At 72.3% G+C, this 18,669-nt stretch carries 14 protein-coding genes (1 of these 14 only partly in view); 8 read left to right on the top strand and 6 right to left on the bottom strand.

The features are described from left to right. On the top strand, window positions 1–237 hold the 3' portion of the coding sequence (locus AC5WAM_RS34615) for a PTS sugar transporter subunit IIA (RefSeq protein WP_138958474.1). 213 nt of this gene lie to the left of the window's left edge; only the last 237 of its 450 coding nucleotides appear in the window; its start codon lies off the left edge, out of view; the stop codon is at window positions 235–237. 80 nt (window positions 238–317) lie between these two features. Then, complete coding sequence (gene ptsP / locus AC5WAM_RS34610) at window positions 318–1,988, top strand: phosphoenolpyruvate--protein phosphotransferase (protein ID WP_366795011.1); 1,671 nt, start codon at window positions 318–320, stop codon at window positions 1,986–1,988. 97 nt (window positions 1,989–2,085) lie between these two features. Here the strand turns inward: ptsP and AC5WAM_RS34605 are convergent, their stop codons facing one another. Both AC5WAM_RS34605 and AC5WAM_RS34600 read right to left on the bottom strand, forming a co-directional pair. Beyond that, window positions 2,086–2,976, bottom strand: coding sequence for a DUF8829 domain-containing protein (locus tag AC5WAM_RS34605; RefSeq protein ID WP_366795010.1), 891 nt, complete (start codon window positions 2,974–2,976; stop codon window positions 2,086–2,088). A gap of 76 nt (window positions 2,977–3,052) precedes the next feature. Next, window positions 3,053–5,035 carry an acetoacetate--CoA ligase gene (locus tag AC5WAM_RS34600; RefSeq protein ID WP_495519909.1) on the bottom strand — a complete coding sequence of 661 codons (1,983 nt, stop codon included), beginning with the start codon at window positions 5,033–5,035 and terminating at the stop codon, window positions 3,053–3,055. A gap of 214 nt (window positions 5,036–5,249) precedes the next feature. On the opposite strand from AC5WAM_RS34600, the gene AC5WAM_RS34595 reads away from it, so the two are divergent. Continuing rightward, on the top strand, window positions 5,250–7,640 hold the full coding sequence (locus AC5WAM_RS34595; protein WP_495519908.1) for a glycoside hydrolase family 31 protein: 2,391 nt from the start codon (window positions 5,250–5,252) through the stop codon (window positions 7,638–7,640). A gap of 43 nt (window positions 7,641–7,683) precedes the next feature. On the opposite strand, the gene AC5WAM_RS34590 is transcribed toward AC5WAM_RS34595, so the two are convergent. Next, window positions 7,684–8,217 (bottom strand): NUDIX domain-containing protein, encoded by a 534-nt coding sequence (locus tag AC5WAM_RS34590; protein WP_366795007.1) that lies wholly within the window; start codon window positions 8,215–8,217, stop codon window positions 7,684–7,686. 71 nt (window positions 8,218–8,288) lie between these two features. Between AC5WAM_RS34590 and AC5WAM_RS34585 the strand changes: the two genes are divergently transcribed. The 5 genes from AC5WAM_RS34585 (at window position 8,289) to glpK (ending at window position 13,620) form a co-directional block, all read left to right on the top strand. Beyond that, the gene (locus tag AC5WAM_RS34585) at window positions 8,289–9,092 is read left to right on the top strand and encodes a M15 family metallopeptidase (RefSeq protein ID WP_366795006.1); all 804 of its coding nucleotides are present in this window, start codon (window positions 8,289–8,291) and stop codon (window positions 9,090–9,092) included. A gap of 84 nt (window positions 9,093–9,176) precedes the next feature. Then, the gene (locus tag AC5WAM_RS34580) at window positions 9,177–9,602 is read left to right on the top strand and encodes a Zn-ribbon domain-containing OB-fold protein (protein WP_495523707.1); all 426 of its coding nucleotides are present in this window, start codon (window positions 9,177–9,179) and stop codon (window positions 9,600–9,602) included. Next, a complete protein-coding gene (locus AC5WAM_RS34575) occupies window positions 9,599–10,789 on the top strand; it encodes a lipid-transfer protein (RefSeq protein WP_495519907.1) in 1,191 nt (396 codons plus the stop codon). Before AC5WAM_RS34580 ends, AC5WAM_RS34575 begins: the two co-directional genes overlap by 4 nt. A gap of 466 nt (window positions 10,790–11,255) precedes the next feature. Next, window positions 11,256–12,008, top strand: a complete 753-nt coding sequence (locus AC5WAM_RS34570) for an MIP/aquaporin family protein (protein WP_495519906.1) — start codon at window positions 11,256–11,258, stop codon at window positions 12,006–12,008. Window positions 12,009–12,084: 76 nt separating this feature from the next. Then, window positions 12,085–13,620 (top strand): glycerol kinase GlpK, encoded by a 1,536-nt coding sequence (gene glpK / locus AC5WAM_RS34565; RefSeq protein WP_495519905.1) that lies wholly within the window; start codon window positions 12,085–12,087, stop codon window positions 13,618–13,620. A 267-nt stretch (window positions 13,621–13,887) separates the two neighbouring features. Here the strand turns inward: glpK and AC5WAM_RS34560 are convergent, their stop codons facing one another. From AC5WAM_RS34560 to AC5WAM_RS34550, 3 genes are read right to left on the bottom strand one after another with little or no spacing between them, the layout of a single operon-like run. Then, the gene (locus tag AC5WAM_RS34560) at window positions 13,888–14,493 is read right to left on the bottom strand and encodes a GTP-binding protein (protein ID WP_366795002.1); all 606 of its coding nucleotides are present in this window, start codon (window positions 14,491–14,493) and stop codon (window positions 13,888–13,890) included. Between the two features lie 17 nt (window positions 14,494–14,510). Continuing rightward, on the bottom strand, window positions 14,511–18,227 hold the full coding sequence (locus tag AC5WAM_RS34555) for a hydantoinase B/oxoprolinase family protein (RefSeq protein WP_495519904.1): 3,717 nt from the start codon (window positions 18,225–18,227) through the stop codon (window positions 14,511–14,513). 25 nt (window positions 18,228–18,252) lie between these two features. After that, a complete protein-coding gene (locus AC5WAM_RS34550; RefSeq protein ID WP_138958486.1) occupies window positions 18,253–18,660 on the bottom strand; it encodes a DUF742 domain-containing protein in 408 nt (135 codons plus the stop codon). Window positions 18,661–18,669: the final 9 nt, after the last annotated feature.

Raw genomic sequence — 18,669 nt, 5'->3', positions numbered from 1 at the left:
CACCTGGGCATCGACACCGTTCAGCTCAACGGCGAGGGTTTTGAACTTCTTGTCAATAAGGGTGACACCGTACAGCGCGGCCAGGCCGTCGTGCGCTGGAACCCCGCGGCGGTCGAGGCCGCAGGCAAGTCTCCGGTGTGCCCCGTCGTAGCGCTCGAGGCGACGGCCGAGTCCCTGGCCGACGTCGTCGAGGACGGCGACGTGAAGTCCGGCGACGCTCTCTTCAGCTGGAAGTGACGTCGGCGCCGTCGGCGTGCGACGGCAGGCAGTACAACCACCGCGGCGGCTGGGCCCGCCGCACTATCGGAGACGGTGAGATGGAGACAACGCTGCGAGGCGTCGGCGTAAGCCACGGGGTGGCCATCGGCGAGGTTCGGCACATGGGAACGGCGGTGCTCGAACCGCCTGCCAAGCAGATTCCGGCGGACGAGGCGGAGCGCGAACAGGGGCGCGCCCGTCAGGCCGTCGAGGCTGTCGCGGCCGACCTGATGGCCCGCGGCAACCTGGCCGGCGGTGAGGCCCAGGCCGTGCTCGAGGCGCAGGCGATGATCGCGCAGGACCCCGAGCTGATGGCCGACGTGGACCGGCGCATCACGGTGGGCAGCTCGGCGGAGCGCGGCGTCTACGACGCCTTCTCCTACTACCGCGAGCTGCTCGCGGGCGCGGGTGAGTACATGGCGGGTCGCGTCGCCGACCTCGACGACGTGCGCAACCGCATCGTCGCCCGGCTCCTCGGCGTGCCGATGCCGGGCGTCCCGGACAGCGACGAGCCGTACGTCCTCATCGCCCGTGACCTCGCTCCGGCGGACACCGCGCTGCTCGACCCGGCGCTCGTGCTCGGCTTCGTGACCGAAGAGGGCGGCCCGACCAGCCACAGCGCGATCCTGGCGCGGGCGCTCGGCGTTCCCGCCGTCGTGGCGCTGCCCGGCGCCGGTGAGCTCGCCGAGGGCACGGTCGTGGCCGTGGACGGCAGCACCGGCGAGATCTTCGTGGACCCGAGCGCGGAGAAGCGCGCCGAGCTCGAGGCCGCTGCCGCCGAGCGCAAGGCCGCGCTCGCCGCGTCGACCGGTCCGGGCGCGACGTCCGACGGGCACAAGGTGCCCCTCCTGGCGAACGTCGGCGGCCCCGCCGACGTCCCCGCCGCGGTCGAGGCGGGCGCCGAGGGCGTCGGTCTGTTCCGTACGGAGTTCCTCTTCCTCGACGACAGCAGCAAGGCTCCGACCGAGGAGAAGCAGGTCGAGGCGTACCGCCAGGTGTTGGAGGCCTTCCCCGAGGGGCGTGTCGTCGTGCGTGTCCTCGACGCGGGCGCCGACAAGCCGCTGGACTTCCTCACGCCCGCCGACGAGCCGAACCCGGCTCTGGGCGTGCGCGGGCTGCGGTCGCTGCTCGACCACCCCGAGGTGCTGCGCACGCAGCTGACCGCGCTGGCCAAGGCCTCCGAGGGGCTGCCCGTCTACCTCGAGGTCATGGCGCCGATGGTCGCGGACCGTGCCGACGCCAAGGCGTTCGCCGACGCCTGCCGTGCGGCGGGGCTGCAGGCGAAGTTCGGCGCGATGGTGGAGATCCCCTCCGCCGCGCTGCGCGCGCGCTCGATCCTCCAGGAGGTCGAGTTCCTGTCCCTGGGCACGAACGACCTGGCGCAGTACACCTTCGCCGCCGACCGTCAGGTCGGTGCGGTGTCCCGACTCCAGGACCCGTGGCAGCCCGCGCTGCTCGACCTGGTCGCGCTGTCCGCCGAGGCGGCGAAGGCCGAGGGCAAGAGCTGTGGCGTCTGTGGTGAGGCCGCGTCGGATCCGCTGCTGGCCTGTGTGCTGACGGGTCTGGGTGTCACCTCCCTGTCCATGGGTGCCGCTTCGATTCCTTACGTGCGGGCCACGCTCGGCAAGTACACGCTGGCCCAGTGCGAGCGTGCCGCGGCCGCGGCACGGGCCGCGGACAGCGCCGAGGACGCGCGCAAGGCCGCGCAGGCCGTGCTGTCCGGCGAGTGACGATCCGTACGAACGGGCCGGCCTGATCGGCAAGCCCGTCGCAGGACCGCTGTTCCGAAGGGGCGCTCCACCGCAGGGTGGGGCGCCCCTTCGGCGTTCAGTGGTGGTGTCCCGTCCCTGGCTCGTCGTCACCGAGGTCGGGTGCCGCGCTGTAGTCGACGCCCGACTCGGGGGCGATCAGGTCGCCGGAGAGCGCGTCGGTGCAGTAGGCGTCGAAGACCTCGGCGGCGGTGAGCGGGCGCAGGCGCTCCCCCTCCAGGCGCCAGCCCTGGACGCGGTCGCCGCTCTCGCTGCTGGTGCGCATGACGAGGCCGCCCGCGCTGCGGGTGGCGATGCCGACCGCGAGGACCGTGGTGAATTCCAGGGCTTCGGCCTCGTCCAGGCGGGCGGTCCCGTCGTGGTCGTGTCCGGCGTGCAGGGCGGCGAGGAGCGTCTGGCCGTCGCACGGAACGCTGCACACCAAGTGGCGAGGGCCCGGACCCGCCGTCTCGAGCACGCGCATCAGGAGGTCGGAGGCCCGGGCGAAGGCGGACCTGCCGATGTCCACGCCGCACTCGGCGCAGGCGCCGATGCCGGCCAGGAGCATCGTCGCGTACTCCCACGTCGTCTGCCGGACGGTCTCGTCGACGAGGCCGGGGACGAGGTCGGCCAGCGCCTGGCCCTCGTACGGCACGGTGGGGCCCGCTGTCGCCAGTTCGGCGGCGAAGCGGGCGCGGCTCGCGGAGGCATCCGGGGCGAGGCCGGTGTCCGCGCAGAACTCCTCGTACTCCTCCGGGTCGAAGAGAGCGATGCTCGTGAGCCTGCCCTGGGAGGCCAGGGATTTGAGCAGGCCCTCCACTTCTTGGAGGTAGGTCACGTGGTCGTCGAAGGTGAAGGTGCGATACCGGCGCATCGCCGCGAAGTCGTCCTCGTCGGCCAGCAGGCCGATGGTCCCGGCGACTTCGCGGCGCAGCGCGCGACGCATGGTGTGGTGCTGGGTGTTCCCCATGATGTCCCCCTGCGATCCGTCGATCAGTGCTCACCCAACGTAATGGGAGGCACTGACAACGGCCGCCGGGCGGGCGTCAGGCGCGGTCGTGGGCCAGCTGCTCGTAGAAGCGGAGCAGCTCGATGTTGTCCACGGAGCCCGGGTTGACGGCCTTGTCGAGCGGAGTGCCCTGGAGGAGGCGCTTGACCGGGACTTCGATGCGCTTGCCGGTGAGGGTGTGCGGGACGGCGGGGACTTCGATGACCTCGTCGGGGACGTGGCGGGGCGAGAGCTGTGCGCGGATGGTCGTCTTGATGCGGTCGCGCAGGGCGTCGTCGAGCACGGCGCCGGGGGCGAGGTGGATGAACAGCGGCATCCAGTAGCCGCCGTCGGGCAGCTCGACGCCGATGACGAGGGATTCGCGGATCTCCGGGAGGCGTTCGACGGCTTCGTAGATGTCGGCCGAGCCCATGCGGACGCCCTGGCGGTTGAGCGTGGAGTCGGAGCGGCCGTGGATGACGACCGAGCCGCGTGCGGTGAGGGTGATCCAGTCGCCGTGGCGCCAGACGCCGGGGTAGGTGTCGAAGTAGCTGTCGTGGTAGCGGCTGCCGTCCGGGTCGTTCCAGAAGTGGATGGGCATCGACGGCATGGGGTTGGTGACGACGAGTTCGCCGACCTCGTCGACGAGGGGCTTGCCTTGGGGGTCCCAGGCCTGGAGGTCGGTGCCGAGGCAGGGGGCCTGGAGCTCGCCGATGTGCACGGGCAGCGTGGGCACGGCTCCGGCGAAGCAGGAGCAGACGTCGGTGCCGCCGCTGACGGAGGCGATCCACACCGGCCCCGTCACCTCGGCGAAGGCGTCGTGGAGCCAGCGGAAGCCGTCGGGGGGCAGCGGTGAGCCGGTGGTGGCGACGCACTGCACGCGCGAGAGGTCGAAGTCGCGCGCGGGGTGCACGTCGGCCTTGCGGCAGGCCATGACGTAGGCGGCCGAGGTGCCGAAGAGCGTGGCTCCGGTGCGTTCGGCGACGCGCCACTGGGCGCCGGTGTCCGGGTGGCCGGGGCTGCCGTCGTAGAGGACGATCGTCGTGCCCGTGAGCAGGCCGGAGACGAGGAAGTTCCACATCATCCAGCCGGTCGAGGTGTACCAGAAGAACCGGTCGTCGGGCCCGAGGTCGCAGTGCAGGCCGACCTGCTTGAGGTGCTCGACGAGGATGCCGCCCTGGGACTGGACGATGGCCTTGGGCAGGCCCGTGGTGCCGGAGGAGTAGAGCACCCACAGGGGGTGGTCGAAGGGGACGGGCTCGAAGACGGGGGCCGTGTCCGCCGCGGTGAGCGCGGACCACTCCAGGGCTCCTTCGGGCGCCTCGGTGCCGAGGAGCGGGATGTGGACGACCGCCCGGAGGGTGGGCAGTTCGCGGCGCAGCTCGGCGACGGTGTCGCGGCGGTCGTGCTCCTTGCCGCCGTAGCGGTAGCCGTCGACCGTGAAGAGGACGACTGGTTCGACCTGCTGGAAGCGGTCGAGGACGCTGCGGGCGCCGAAGTCGGGCGCGCAGGACGTCCAGACGGCTCCGACGGCCGCGGTGGCGAGGAGCGCGACGACGGCCTGCGGGATGTTCGGCACGTAGCCGCTGACGCGGTCCCCGGGGCGGACGCCGAGCGCACGCAGCTCGGCGGCCAGGGAGCCCACCTGGCGGCGCAGCTCGGACCAGGTGACGGCGATCGGGTCGTGGGTCTCGTCGACGTACAGGAGGGCGGGGGCGTCCGCGCGCGTGGGGTCCTCGCCGGCGCGCAGGGCGTGCTCGGCGTAGTTCAGGGTGGCGCCCGGGAACCACTGGGCACCGGGCATGGAGCGATCGCCGAGCACGCGCGCGTAGGGGGTGGTGAAGCGCACGTCGAACCACTCGGTGACGGCCTTCCAGAAGGTGTCGAGCTCGTCCACGGACCAGCGGTGCAGGGCCGCGTAGCCGCCGGTGGCGGGAGCTCCGTGGTGTTCGGCCGCCCAGGCCTGGAAGCGCGTGATCCGGGCGCCGGCGATTCGCTCCTGGTCCGGCTGCCAGAGCGGCGAGGGGTTCGCTGTGGACATGCGGCTGCTCCTGGGCTCTACGCGTTGTGGGCGGCTGTCGTGCGCACGGGCTCGGTGTGCGCGTGACACGGCTGACAGGACGATGCCACGTGATCGACTTCCGCACCAGGGTCTGCCGCGCCGGAGGCGGCCGGGCGACGGCCTGCCGGACCCTTGAGTGAACGGCAGTTGAACGCGGTGCACCCACTCCTCGTTCGGTGGCAGGGTGAGCAGCATGAACGGTCGTGACCTGGTGCGTTCGGTGAAGGCGGTCGGCATGTCCGACCCGGCCCGCAGGGTGCGCGAGGTGCGCTCCGCATGGCGTCGGCGGCGGGCCGACGCGGCCGGTCTTGCCCCCCGGGGTGCCGAGCGGGCCCGGACGCCGGGGCCCGTGACGATGGTGGAGCCGGGGCCCGGCGGTGGTGTGGTGCGGTTCGCGCGGTCCGAGCTGCGGGTGCGGGTGGCGGCGGGCGGGGCCGTGTTCTGGGGCTGGGACGGGGCCGAGCCGTCACCGTCGTACGCGCTGGTGGGGGGCAGTCCGGAGGCGGACCCCAGGGCGGTTCTGGAGCCCGACAAGGAGGGCGGCTGGCGGGTGGTGTCGGAGCGGGCGACGGTGGTCGTCTCGCGCCACGGCGCGGTGGAGCTGCGGACGCCCGGTGGTGTGGTGCTGCGGCGGGATCTGCCGCCGCGCTGGTGGGAGCCGGTGGACGGGGGGACGGCTCGCTGGGTGCAGCGGTCGGAGGTGGCGGCGGACGCGCGGTTCTTCGGGCTCGGCGGGAGGGCTGCGGGGCCCCGGCTGCGGAATGGCACGTACCGCTTGTGGAACACCGATCCGGGCGGTTCGTTCGAGCCCGGTGACGATCCTCTGTACATCACGATGCCGGTGCAGCTGGTGGTCGCCGACGTGGGCACGCATCTGGTGTTCCACGACAACAGCTGGGACGGCGAGGTGCGGCTGCGCGAGGGCCTGGAGGGTGCCGGTTCCGGTCACGACCGGCCGGGGTCGTGCGAGGTGCGGATGGACGGAGGGCCGCTGCGCTGCTGGGTGATGGTGGGGACTCCCGCGCGCGTGCTGCACTCCTGGGCGTCGCTGACGGGCGCGCCCGCGGTGCCGCCCGCGTGGGCGCTGGGCCACCACCACGCGCGGTGGGGCTTCGGCAGCGAGCGTGAGGTGCGGCGGGTCGTGGCGGGGTATCAGGAGCGCGGGCTGCCGCTGGACGCCGTCCACTTGGACATCGACCACCTCGACGCGCACCAGGTGTTCACGGTCGACAAGGAGCGTTTCCCGGCGCTGCCCCAGCTGGCCGGGGAGCTGCGCCGCGGCAGGGTCCGTCTGGTGTCGATCGTGGACCCGGCGGTGAAGGCCGCGCCGGGCAACGCCGTGTACGACAGCGGGACGGCGGCGGACGCGTTCGTCCGCGACGCGGCGGGGCGGGTCGTGCGGGGCCTTGTGTGGCCCGGGGACTCGGTGTTCCCTGACTTCACGGCGGGACGGGTGCGCAAGTGGTGGGGCGGCCTGTACGACGAGCGGCTCGCACAGGGCTTCTCGGGCTTCTGGCACGACATGAACGAGCCGGTGTCGTTCGCGGCCTTCGGGGAGACGACGCTGCCCCGTTCGGCGCGGCACGCGCTGGAGGGGCGCGGCGGTGACCACCGGGAGGCGCACAACGTGTACGCCCTGGGCATGGCCCGGGCGGGGTACGAGGCGATGCGCGAACTGCGGCCTACGGAGCGGCCGTTCTTGTTCTCGCGCTCCGGGTGGGCGGGAATGCAGCGCTACGGAGGGACGTGGTCGGGCGACGTGGCCTCCACCTGGGCGGGGTTGCGGGCCTCGCTCGCGCTGGTGCTGGGGCTCGGGCTGTGCGGGGTGCCCTATTCGGGGCCTGACGTGGGCGGCTTCGACGGCAGCCCCTCCCCCGAGCTGTTCTTGCGGTGGTTCCAGCTCGGCGCGTATCTGCCGCTGTTCCGTACGCATGCGGCGTTGCGGGCCGGTCGCAGGGAGCCCTGGGAGTTCGGCCCCGAGGTGCTGGAGCACGCGCGCGCGGCGCTCGTGGAGCGGCGTCGGCTGCTGCCGTACTTCGTCACGCTGGCGCAGTTGGCGCGGCGTACGGGGGCACCGTACGTGCGCCCTCTGTGGTGGGTCGCTCCCGAGGACAGGGCGCTACGGGACTGCGAGGACGCGTTCCTGCTCGGCGACGGGCTGCTCGTGGCGCCGGTGCTGTCGGAGGGGGTCACGCGGCGGGCCGTACGGCTGCCTCCGGGGCGGTGGTACGACACGGCGACCGGGGCGGCGTACGAGGGGCCCGGCAAGGCGGTCCTGGAGGCGCCGCTGTCCCGCGTCCCGGTGCTCGCGCGGGCCGGGGCGGTCCTGCCCGTGCGGGGCGAGGACGGGCGGCTCGCCCTGGAGGTCTGGGCTCCGGCCAAGGGGCGTACCGGCGGGGGCCTGATGATAGCGGACCCCGGAGACGGGTGGGACGAGCCGGAGCTCCAGCGCTACGGGGTGCGCTGGAGCGGGGACGAGTTGCTCGTCGAGCGGGAGGGCGAGAAGGGCGGCGGGTACCCGGTGGAGCACCCGGTGCGGATCCGGGGGCTCGTGACGCCCCGGGGGACGCACGGCGCCTCTTAGGGGACGCGTGGCGTCCAGGGGCCGCTGTCGCGTGCTCCGGGGCTCAGATGTAGCGCCCTTCGAACCAGGCCCGCACCACGGACGTGTGCAGCGGGAAGGCGAGTTCGGTGGGGCGGTAGAGGAGCTCCCAGCCCTCGGTCTCGTCCGTGGGGGTGGACTGGGGCAGGTCGGCCGCGGGGCGCTCCGGGAGCAGGCCGAAGAGGAGCAGATGGCCGTCCGGGGAGCTGAGGACCTCCACGATGCGTACGTCGCGGCTCGCGGCGCCGATGCCGGTCTCTTCCTTGAGTTCCCGGGCGACGGCGTGGCGCCAGTCCTCCCGGTGGTCCACGTAGCCGCCGGGCAGCGCGGAGCCCCCGCGCGCGGGGGCGATGGAACGGGTCACGACGACCAGGGAGGTGCCCTTCGTGTCGTACACCGGCTGGAGGGCGACGGCCACGGGCAGCGGGTTGCGGTAGACCACCGTCTCGCAGTCGGCGCAGGTGCGGGGCCAGCCGGTGACGTGGTCTCCGTAGCGCGCGCCGCAGCTCGAGCAGTAGGCGTCCGGCGCGGAGTTGGTGGGGTGTTGGGATGGGGACACGCGGCGGACTGTAGCCGATCTCCGGGCGTCGGTCTTCCGTGGAGTACAGAGATGCTGATAGACGCACGGGCATGACGACATTCGCTCCCGCTCTACGGAGACTCGCCCTTGCCGCCGTCGCCCTTTTCGCGGTGGCGGCCGCGCCCGCGCCCGCCGAGGCACTCACCGAACCGCAAGCCCCGGAGGGCTTCGTTGCGTTGCGGGACGTCGACCCGACGATCATCCAGGAGATGCGCTACTTCACGCCGCACAACTTCGTGGGCCGACGGGTCGACGGCTATCGGCAGCCGATGTGCATCCTCACCGAACCGGCCGCCAAGGCCCTCCGCACGGCCCAGCGCGCACTCCTCCGGAAGGGCTACTCCCTCAAGGTGTACGACTGCTACCGGCCGCAGCGAGCCGTCGACCACTTCGTGCGCTGGGCCGAGGACCTGGGCGACGAGCGGATGAAGGCGGAGTTCTACCCCCGGGTCGACAAGTCACGGCTCTTCGAGGACGGCTACATCGCGAAGAAGTCCGGGCACAGCCGGGGCTCGACGGTCGATCTGACGGTGGTGCGGCTTCCCGCGCTGCCCACCCGGCCGTATGTCCCCGGGGAGCCCCTGAAGCCGTGCTACGCACCCCGGAGCGAGCGGTTTCCGGACAACTCCCTCGACATGGGAACAGGCTACGACTGTTTCGACACGCTGTCCCACACGGACGACCCGCGCGTCACCGGCGAGCAGCGCGCGCACCGGGATCTGCTGCGGAGCGCGCTGACCAAGACGGGCTTCGTCAACCTGCCCGAGGAATGGTGGCACTTCACGTACAAGCCGGAGCTCTTCCCGGACACGTACTTCGACTTCCCGGTGTCGCGTCGTTCGCTGCCCCACTGACGTGACAGGGGCCTCCATGTCACACTTCTGACGTCCCGTCAGATCGGTGTTCCTGGAGGGCTCATGTCGCCGAAGCGAGCGCCTGTGGTGGCGCAGTGGTTCGCCGGGGAAGGGGATTCCTTCCGACTCCTGGGGACGCGGTGCGCGCGGTGCGCCGCGGTCCACTTCCCCCGCGAGGACGGCTTCTGCCGCAATCCGGGGTGCACGGGCGACGAGCTGGTCGAGGTGGCACTGTCGCGGCGCGGGCGGGTGTGGTCGTACACCGACGGGCGCTACCGCCCGCCGGAGCCGTACCTCTCCGATCCGGAACTTCCCTGGCGGCCCTACACGTTGATCGCTGTGGAGCTCGAAGCCGAGCGCATGGTCGTGCTCGGTCAGGGGGCTCCCGGCGTGACCGTCGCCGACCTGGAGGTCGGGGTGGAGGTCGAGGTCGTGCCCGGCGTGCTCCACGAGGACGCGGAGACGGCCTGGACCACGTGGCACTGGAGTCCGGTGGGGGTGAAGGCGTGACGGGCGAGGTGGCGGTCCTCGGCGCGGGCATGCACCCCTGGGGCAAGTGGGGGCGCGGCTTCGTCACGTACGGCACAGTGGCGGCCCGCGCGGCCCTGGCGGACGCGGGCGTCGACTGGCGGGACGTGGGGTCGGTCGTCGGCGCAGACACGGTGCGCGGCGGCTATCCGGGGTACGTGGCGGGGGCGACCTTCGCCAAGGCGCTCGGCTGGCAGGGCGCGCGCGTGACGAGCGTGTACGCGGCGTGCGCCTCCGGGGCCCAGGCCATCGCCACGGCCCGCGCGCAACTGCTCGCGGGGCTCGCGGACGTCGTGCTCGTCGTCGGCGCGGACGCCGCCCCCAAGGGGTTCTTCCGGCCCGCGGGCGGCGACCGGCCGGACGACCCTGACTGGCTGCGCTTCCGTGTCCTCGGAGCGACGAACCCGGCATACTTCGCCCTGTACGCCCGCCGCCGCATGGCCGTGCACGGCGACACGCTGGAGGACTTCGCGCAGGTCAAGGTGAAGAACGCGGCCCTGGGAGCGCTGAACCCGCACGCCCGCTACCGCACGGCCGTCACCGCCGACGAAGTCGCCGCCTCCGCCGTCGTGGCGGATCCTTTGCGGCTGCTCGACATCTGCGCGACGTCCGACGGGGCGGCGGCCCTGGTGCTGTCCACGATGGAGTTCGCCCGGCGGCACGGCGCGCCCGACCCGGTGCGCATCCGCGCGGTGTCCACGGTCACGCCGACGTATCCGAACACGGTCCTGGACCTCCCCGACATCGCCACCGACTCGGCCGTCGCCGTACCGCCCGCCGAGCGGACGTTCCGGGCCTCCGTCGCACACGCCGCCTACGAGGAGGCGGGCATCGGCCCGGACGACCTCTCCCTGGCAGAGGTGTACGACCTGTCGACCGCCCTGGAGCTCCAGTGGTACGAGGACCTGGGGCTGTGCGGCGAGGGCGAGGGGGCCAAGCTGCTGCGCGAGGGAGCGACGCGCCCCGGCGGGCGCATACCGGTGAACACCAGTGGCGGACTCGCCTCCTTCGGAGAGGCCGTTCCGGCGCAGGCGATCGCCCAAGTCTGCGAACTGACCTGGCAGTTGAGGGGCCAGGCCGGGGGCCGTCAGGTGACCGGAGCGCGGGTGGGACTGACCGCGAACCAAGGGCTCTTCGGGCACGGCTCCTCGGTGATCGCGGTGCGCTGAGCCCTGCGGACCGTGCTGCGCCGGGCGGCGCGGGGCCGTGCCGCACGGCTTCGCGGGACGGGCCTACCGGGTGGCGAGGAGCCGTTCCGCCATGCGGCACGGGGCTGCTCCGCCGCGCCGCACAGGCGACCGGGCGCGGAAGAATGTGCACCGGTTAACCGGTGGTGTCGGCGACCTTGACGCTCCATCACGGGCGGTGAACACTTCCCGGTGTCAGTCGGCATCGCCATTCTTCGGCTCCGTGCCGCTCAGGGCCCGTGTGCTCCCAGGCTCTGCACAGAAAGGGCCTGTTCAACGGGTCATCCCCCCATGGGCGATGCGACTGTGACGGCACGCTCGTCTCCGGGGCGCGGGAGTCCCCTGCCACAGCGGATGCCGCTGTGCGTGAGCGGGCTGTAGTCGTGGGAAGCGCACCCTGCACGGAGGACCGGGGCTCGTCGCCCCGGGCGAGGGACTAGGAGCCGCCATGTACTCGAACGGGGACATCTTCGTCGGTGAGGTCATCGGCACCGCGATTCTGATTCTCTTCGGCGCCGGCGTATGCGCCGCCGTCACCCTCAACCACTCGAAGGCCAAGGCCTCCGGGTGGGTCGTCATCGCCTTCGGATGGGGCTTCGGCGTCCTGGCGGGGGCCTACACCGCCGGGCCGCTGTCCGGCGGCCACCTCAACCCCGCCGTGACGATCGGCATCGCCATCGACACCGACAAGTGGGGCAAGGTCTGGATCTATCTCGCCGGGCAGATGGTCGGCGCGATGCTCGGCGCGGTCCTCGCGTACCTCACGTACTTCGCGCAGTTCAACGCCAACGTGCCGACGGGCGGCAAGGACGAGCGGGCGGGCGGAGGGCCCACGCCGACGCTCGGCATCTTCTCCACCATCCCGGAGATCCGGAACCCGGTCGCCAACCTGATCACCGAGGTCATCGCGACGGTCGGACTGGTCCTTCCCATCCTCGCCTTCGGGCTCACCAAGGGCCTCGGTGAGTCGGGCACACAGACGCTGATCGTCGCCTTCCTCGTCGTCGGCATCGGCCTCTCGCTCGGCGGGCCCACCGGCTACGCCATCAACCCGGCCCGTGACCTCGGCCCGCGCATCGTGCACCAGTTCCTGCCGATCCCCCACAAGGGCACGTCCGACTGGAGCTACGCCTGGATTCCGGTGGCCGGTCCGCTGATCGGCGGCGCCCTCGCGGGCGTCATCTACAACGCAGCCTTCTGAGCGGCCGCCCGGGAGACCTCCAGCGCTCCCGGGCGGCCTCCCACGCGCCCCGAGCAGCTTCCGACAAGGAGGAGCCATGACGGACAGCTCCGAGAAATTCGTCGCCGCGATCGACCAGGGCACCACCTCGAGCCGCTGCATCATCTTCAACCAGGACGGCGCGATCGTCGCCGTGGACCAGCGCGAACACCGCCAGATCTTCCCCAAGCCCGGCTGGGTGGAGCACGACGCCACCGAGATCTGGTCCAAGGTGCAGGCCGTGGTGGCGGGCGCGATCGCCAAGGCCGGGCTGCGCGCCGACCAGCTCAGCGCCCTCGGCATCACCAACCAGCGGGAGACGACGGTCCTGTGGGACCGCGCCACGGGCAAGCCGGTGCACAACGCCATCGTCTGGCAGGACACCCGCACGTCGGCGCTCTGCCACGAGCTGGGCGGCACCGACGGCCAGGACCGCTTCCGCGAGCAGACCGGCCTGCCGCTGGCGAGCTACTTCTCCGGGCCCAAGGCGGCCTGGCTGCTGGACAACGTGCCGGGGCTGCGCGCGCGTGCCGAGCGGGGCGACATCGCCTTCGGCACGATCGACACCTGGCTCATCTGGAACCTCACCGGCGGCACCGACGGCGGCGTCCACGTCACGGACGTCACCAACGCCGGGCGCACGATGCTGATGAACCTGGAAACGCTCCAGTGGGACTCCTCGATCCTCGCCGCCATGAACGTGCCGGAGGCGGTCCTGCCGGAGATCAGGTCGTCCGCCGAGGTGTACGGGACGGCCGTGGGGCAGCTGGCGGGGGTGCCCGTGGCCTCCGCCCTGGGCGACCAGCAGGCGGCCGTCTTCGGGCAGGCCTGCTACGACACCGGCACGGCCAAGAACACGTACGGGACGGGGAGTTTCCTGCTCCTCAACACCGGGAACAGGCCCGTGCCGTCCAAGAGCGGGCTGCTCACCACGATGGGGTACAAGATCGGCGGCGAGGCGCCCGTCTACTGTCTGGAGGGGTCCATCGCGATCACCGGGGCGCTCGTGCAGTGGTTCCGGGACCAGCTCGGCATCATCCGTACGGCCGACGAGATCGAGCCGCTGGCGGCGAGCGTGGAGGACAACGGCGGCGCGTACGTCGTGCCCGCCTTCTCCGGTCTGTTCGCCCCGTACTGGCGCTCCGACGCGCGCGGCGTCATCACGGGCCTGACCAGGTACGTGACCAAGGCGCATCTGGCGCGCGCGGTCCTGGAGGCGACGAGCTGGCAGACCCGCGAGGTCGTCGACGCGATGTACCAGGACTCCGGGGTGCGGATCACCACCTTGAAGGTGGACGGCGGCATGACCAAGAACAACCTGCTGATGCAGCACCAGGCGGACGTGCTGGGCGTGCCCGTGATCCGTCCTCAGATCGCCGAGACGACGTGTCTGGGGGCCGCGTACGCCGCGGGGCTCGCGACGGGCGTGTGGCACGACCTGGACGAGCTGAAGGCCCACTGGCAGCGCGACGCCGAGTGGACGCCGCGGATGGAGGCTCAGACGCGCGACCGCGAGTACCACAACTGGCGCAAGGCCGTGGAGCGCAGCTTCGGCTGGCACGACGACGGCACGGACGGCAACGCCGGGAGCTGAGACCCCCGCGCGCCGAGGGAACGGCGGCGGGCACGCGCGCGTAGGGGGCCATCGAGGCTCACGCGCGCGTGCGTGGCGGCGGCTCGTACCCCGGTCGGCGAGGGTGCGGGCCGCTCGCGGCGCGCGGGTGGCGGGGCTCGTCGGGCGGCAGGGTCGTCGGGCCACGGGGTCGTCGGGCCACGGGGTCGTCGGGCCACGGGCTCCTGTCGGCCGTCAGGGCTCTCGCCGGGCTTCAGGATCTCTCGGGGGCTCGGGCTCTCGCCGGGCTCAGGTGGCGACGGGCTCGCGGGCCGCGGCGCCGACCGCCATCGCGTGCTCCACCACGTCGATCAGGACCTCCTTGACGGACTCCTTCTCGCGCGCGTCGCACAGCACCACGGGGGTGCCCGGGTCGAGGTCGAGCGCCTGGCGCACCTCCTCGGCCGGGTAACGGGACGCTCCCTCGAAGCAGTTGACTCCGACGACGAAGGGTATGGAGCGGCGTTCGAAGTAGTCGACGGCGGCGAAGCAGTCCTCCAGGCGGCGGGTGTCGGCGAGCACCACGGCGCCGAGCGCGCCGGTCGCCAGCTCGTCCCACAGGAACCAGAAGCGGTCCTGGCCGGGGGTGCCGAAGAGGTACAGGACGAGGTCCTCGCGGAGCGTGATCCGGCCGAAGTCCATGGCCACGGTGGTGGTGTGCTTGCCCGGGACGCCGTTGACGTCGTCCACGGGGCGCCCGGCCTCGCTGAGCGTCTCCTCCGTGCGCAGCGGCTTGATCTCGCTGACGGCGCCGACGAGCGTCGTCTTGCCCACGCCGAAGCCGCCCGCCACCAGGATCTTCAGCGTGACCGGCTCCACGGGGGCCGTACCGCGCTCAGAACGCTTGAAGATCATTGCTCTCTTCTCCTGCATCAGTCATCAGTGGTGTCGCGTGCTTCAGTCGGGGTGGAGGGCGCCGGGCGGGCCGGCGCGGGTGGCGGTCCGTACCCGCCGCCTCCGGGTGTCTCGATCACGAGGACGTCACCGGGGCCCGCGTCCGCCGTGTCGCTGCCGTCGAGCCGTACGACGGTGCCGTCGGCGCGCTCGACGCGGCCCGATCCCAGGGCTCCGGGCGCGCCGCCCGCCATGCCGTACGGCGCCACCCTGCGGTGCTGGGACAGCGTGGAGACCGTCATGGGCTCCCGGAAGCGGATGCGGCGTACGGCGCCGTCTCCGCCGCGCCAGCGGCCGTCTCCGCCGCTGCCGCGCCGTACGGCGAACTCGTCGAGCAGGACGGGCAGCCGCCACTCCAGGACCTCGGGGTCGGTGAGGCGCGAGTTGGTCATGTGGGTCTGTACGACGGGCGCCCCGGGGAAGCCGTCGCCCGCGCCGGACCCGGAGGCCACGGTCTCGTAGTACTGGTGGCGGTCGTTGCCGAAGGTGACGTTGTTCATGGTGCCGGAGCCCTCGGCCTGGACGCCGAGCGCCGCGTACAGGGCGCCGGTGAGGGCCTGTGAGGTCTCCACGTTGCCCGCGACGACGGCCGCGGGCGGCTCCGGCGACAGGAACGTGCCGGGCGGAACGATGATGCGCAAGGGGCGCAGACAGCCGTCGTTGAGGGGGATGTCGTCGGCCACCAGGGTGCGGAAGACGTACAGGACTGCGGCGTTGACCACGGCGAACGGCGCGTTGAAGTTGGTCGTCAGCTGGGGTGACGTACCGGTGAAGTCGATCGTCGCCTCGCGCTGTTCGCGGTCCACGGTGACACGGACCTTGATGAGGGCGCCCGAGTCGGTCTCGTAAGCGAACTCACCCTCTTCTAGGGCATCGATAACGCGGCGCACGGAGTCCTCGGCGTTGTCCTGGACGTGCCGCATGTACGCCTGGACGACGTCGAGCCCGAAGGTGTCGATCATGCGGGCGACTTCGTCGACGCCCTTCTGGTTGGCGGCGATCTGGGCGCGCAGGTCGGCGAGGTTCATGGCCGGGTTGCGGGAGGGGTAGCGGGTCTCGGTGAGCAGGCGCGAGGTCTCGTCCTCGCGGAAGCGGCCGCCTTCGACCAGGAGCCAGTTGTCGAAGAGGATGCCTTCCTCGTCGATGGTGCGGCTGTGCGCGGGCATGGAGCCGGGCGCGATGCCGCCGATCTCGGCGTGGTGGCCGCGCGAGGCCACGTAGAAGAGGATCCGCTCGCCCGGGGTATCGAAGACCGGGGTGATGACGGTGACGTCGGGGAGGTGAGTGCCTCCGTGGTACGGGTCGTTCACCGCGTACGTGTCGCCGGGGCGCATAGCGGTGCCTCGGCGGCGGATGACCTCCTTGACGCTGGTCCCCATGGAGCCCAAGTGCACGGGGATGTGCGGGGCGTTGGCGACGAGGTTGCCGTCCGGGTCGAACAGGGCGCAGGAGAAGTCGAGCCTCTCCTTGATGTTGACCGACTGAGCCGTGGACTCCAGGCGGGCGCCCATCTGTTCGGCGATCGACATGAAGAGGTTGTTGAAGACTTCGAGGAGGACGGGGTCGGCCTCCGTGCTCGCGCGGGAACCCGCGGGCGCCGTCGCCCGTTCCATGACCAGGTGCCCGTCCTCGGTCGTCGCGGCCCGCCACCCGTCGTCGACGACCGTGGTGGCGCCGGCCTCGGTGATGATCGCGGGGCCTGTGACGGTCCGGCCGGGCGGCAGTTCCTCGCGGCGGTGCAGGGGGACGTCACGCCAGGCTCCGCCCGTGTGCAGGCGTACGGGGCACGCGGGGGCCGTGGCGCCGGGTGGGGTGGCGCCGCCGAGCCCGGAGAGGTCCGGGGGGTCGGTGAGGCCCGTGGCCTCCACGGAGAGGGCTTCGACGACGACGGGGCGGTCCAGGGCGAAGGAGTAGTGCGCGCGATGGCGTTCTTCGAAGGTGCGGCGCATCGCCTCCGGCTCGGTGAGCTCCACGGCGAGCGTGGTGTCGGTGCCGTCGTAGCGCAGGTGCGCGCGGCGCGTGACGCGGACGCGGTCGGCGGGCACGTCCTCCGCGCGCAGCTCGGCGCGGGCGGCCTCCTCCAGGTCGTCGGCCGTCTTCAGGACGTGGCGCATCGCCGTGGCCTCCAGGGGCGCCTCGACGGACTGCTCGCGCATCGCCGTGGTGTCGGCGAGGCCGATGCCGAGGGCGGAGAGCACGCCCGCCATGGGAGGCACGAGGACGGTGCGGATGCCGAGCGAGTCGGCGACCATGCACGCGTGCTGCCCGCCCGCGCCGCCGAACGTCGTCAGGGCGTATCGGGTGACGTCGTGGCCCTTCTGGACCGAGATGCGCTTGACCGCGGCCGCGATGTTGGCGACGGCGATCTGGAGATAGCCCTCGGCGACCTGTTCCGGCGTGCGGTCGTCACCCGTGCTCCCGGTGATCTCGCGTGCCAGCGCGGCGAACCGCTCGCGGACGCGCTCCTCGTCCAGCGGCTGGTCGCCTTCGGGGCCGAACACCTGAGGGAAGTGGGCCGCCTGGATGCGGCCGAGCGCGACGTTGGCGTCGGTGAGGGTCAGGGGGCCGCCGCCGCGGTAGCAGGCGGGGCCGGGGGCGGCGCCCGCCGAGTCGGGGCCCACGCGGTAGCGGCTGCCGTCGAAGTGCAGCACGGAGCCGCCGCCCGCGGCCACGGTGTGGATGTCGAGCATGGGGGCGCGCAGCCGCACGCCCGCGATCTGCGTGGTGAAGACGCGTTCGTACTCCCCCGCGTAGTGCGACACGTCCGTCGACGTGCCGCCCATGTCGAAGCCGATGACGCGGTCGAACCCGGCGAGCCGCGACATGCGGGCCATGCCCACGATGCCGCCCGCGGGCCCGGAGAGGATGGCGTCCTTGCCGCGGAACTGCCCGGCTTCCGCGAGTCCGCCGTTGGACTGCATGAACATCAGCCGCACGCCCCGGAGTTCGTGGGCGACGTGCTCGACGTACCGGCGCAGGACGGGCGAGAGGTAGGCGTCGACGACGGCGGTGTCGCCGCGCGGTACGAGCTTCATCAGCGGGCTGACCTCGCTGGACAGCGAGACCTGCGGGAAGCCGACGGCGCGGGCGAGCTCGCCGACGGCCTGCTCGTGGGCGGGGTACAGATGGCTGTGCAGGCACACGACGGCGACGGCGCGGATGCCGTCGTCGTAGGCCTGCCGCAGCGGTCCGTCGAGCGCGTCCAGGTCGGGGGCGCGCAGCACTTCGCCGTCGGCGGTCACCCGCTCGTCGACTTCGAGCACGCGCGCGTACAACTCTTCGGGCAGGACGATCTCGCGCGCGAAGATCTGCGGGCGGTTCTGGTAGGCGATGCGCAGGGCGTCGCGGAAGCCCCGGGTGATGACGAGCGCCGTGGGCTCTCCCTTGCGCTCCAGGAGGGCGTTGGTGGCGACGGTGGTGCCCATCCGGACGGCGTCGATCGGTACGGAGCGCGGGTCGGCGCGCAGGGGGGCGTGTGGCGCGTGGCCGTCGCCCGCCTGCGTCTCCTGGGCGCCGGACGGCTCCGGGGCACCCGCTTCGGCGAGGATGTGCGCGATGCCCGCGACGGCCGCGTCCGCGTAGCGCGCGGGGTTGTCGGACAACAGCTTGTGGGTGAGGAGGCGGCCGTCCGGACGGCGCGCGACGACGTCCGTGAACGTGCCGCCCCTGTCGACCCAGAACTGCCAGCCAGTCACGTCTCAATCCCCGCTTTCGCGCTGTTCAGAGCGCCCGGAGGCCGTCGATCACGTCGCGCAGAATACTCTCGTCCGGCAGCTCGGCGGGGGGTACGGGGCGGGTGACGTGCACCAGTTCGTCGTGGACGAGGTCGCCGATCAGGACACGGATCACGCCGATCGGAAGGTCGAGTTCCGCGGCGAGTTCCGCGACGGACTGAGGGCTGTCGCGGCACAGGTCGACGATGTCCACGTGCTCCGGTGACAGCGTCTGGTCGGCTTCCGTGTCATCGGCGCGGGACTCCGCGACCACGACCGCGATCAGGTCGAGGCGGTGCTGGGCCGGGCTGGTGGTGCGTCCGCGCGTCATCGCGTACGGGCGCACCACCGGACCGGCGTCGTCGTCGAACCAGCGAGGCGTCGAGGGAGGGGCCTGACCGTCGTCGTCGCTCATGCCCTGCCA

This window comes from Streptomyces sp. JLYT201, from assembly GCF_059448825.1.
This window is presented reverse-complemented; position numbering and strand designations above follow the sequence as displayed.

Bases quoted from the DNA above. Each gene is read 5' to 3' on its own strand.
- glpK (WP_495519905.1), top strand. From the start codon at position 12,085: ATGACGGACAGCTCCGAGAAATTCGTCGCCGCGATCGACCAGGGCACC.
- AC5WAM_RS34605 (WP_366795010.1), bottom strand. From the start codon at position 2,976: ATGGGGAACACCCAGCACCACACCATGCGTCGCGCGCTGCGCCGCGAA.
- AC5WAM_RS34550 (WP_138958486.1), bottom strand. From the start codon at position 18,660: ATGAGCGACGACGACGGTCAGGCCCCTCCCTCGACGCCTCGCTGGTTC.
- AC5WAM_RS34570 (WP_495519906.1), top strand. From the start codon at position 11,256: ATGTACTCGAACGGGGACATCTTCGTCGGTGAGGTCATCGGCACCGCG.
- AC5WAM_RS34600 (WP_495519909.1), bottom strand. From the start codon at position 5,035: ATGTCCACAGCGAACCCCTCGCCGCTCTGGCAGCCGGACCAGGAGCGA.
- AC5WAM_RS34585 (WP_366795006.1), top strand. From the start codon at position 8,289: ATGACGACATTCGCTCCCGCTCTACGGAGACTCGCCCTTGCCGCCGTC.
- AC5WAM_RS34595 (WP_495519908.1), top strand. From the start codon at position 5,250: ATGAACGGTCGTGACCTGGTGCGTTCGGTGAAGGCGGTCGGCATGTCC.
- AC5WAM_RS34560 (WP_366795002.1), bottom strand. From the start codon at position 14,493: ATGATCTTCAAGCGTTCTGAGCGCGGTACGGCCCCCGTGGAGCCGGTC.
- ptsP (WP_366795011.1), top strand. From the start codon at position 318: ATGGAGACAACGCTGCGAGGCGTCGGCGTAAGCCACGGGGTGGCCATC.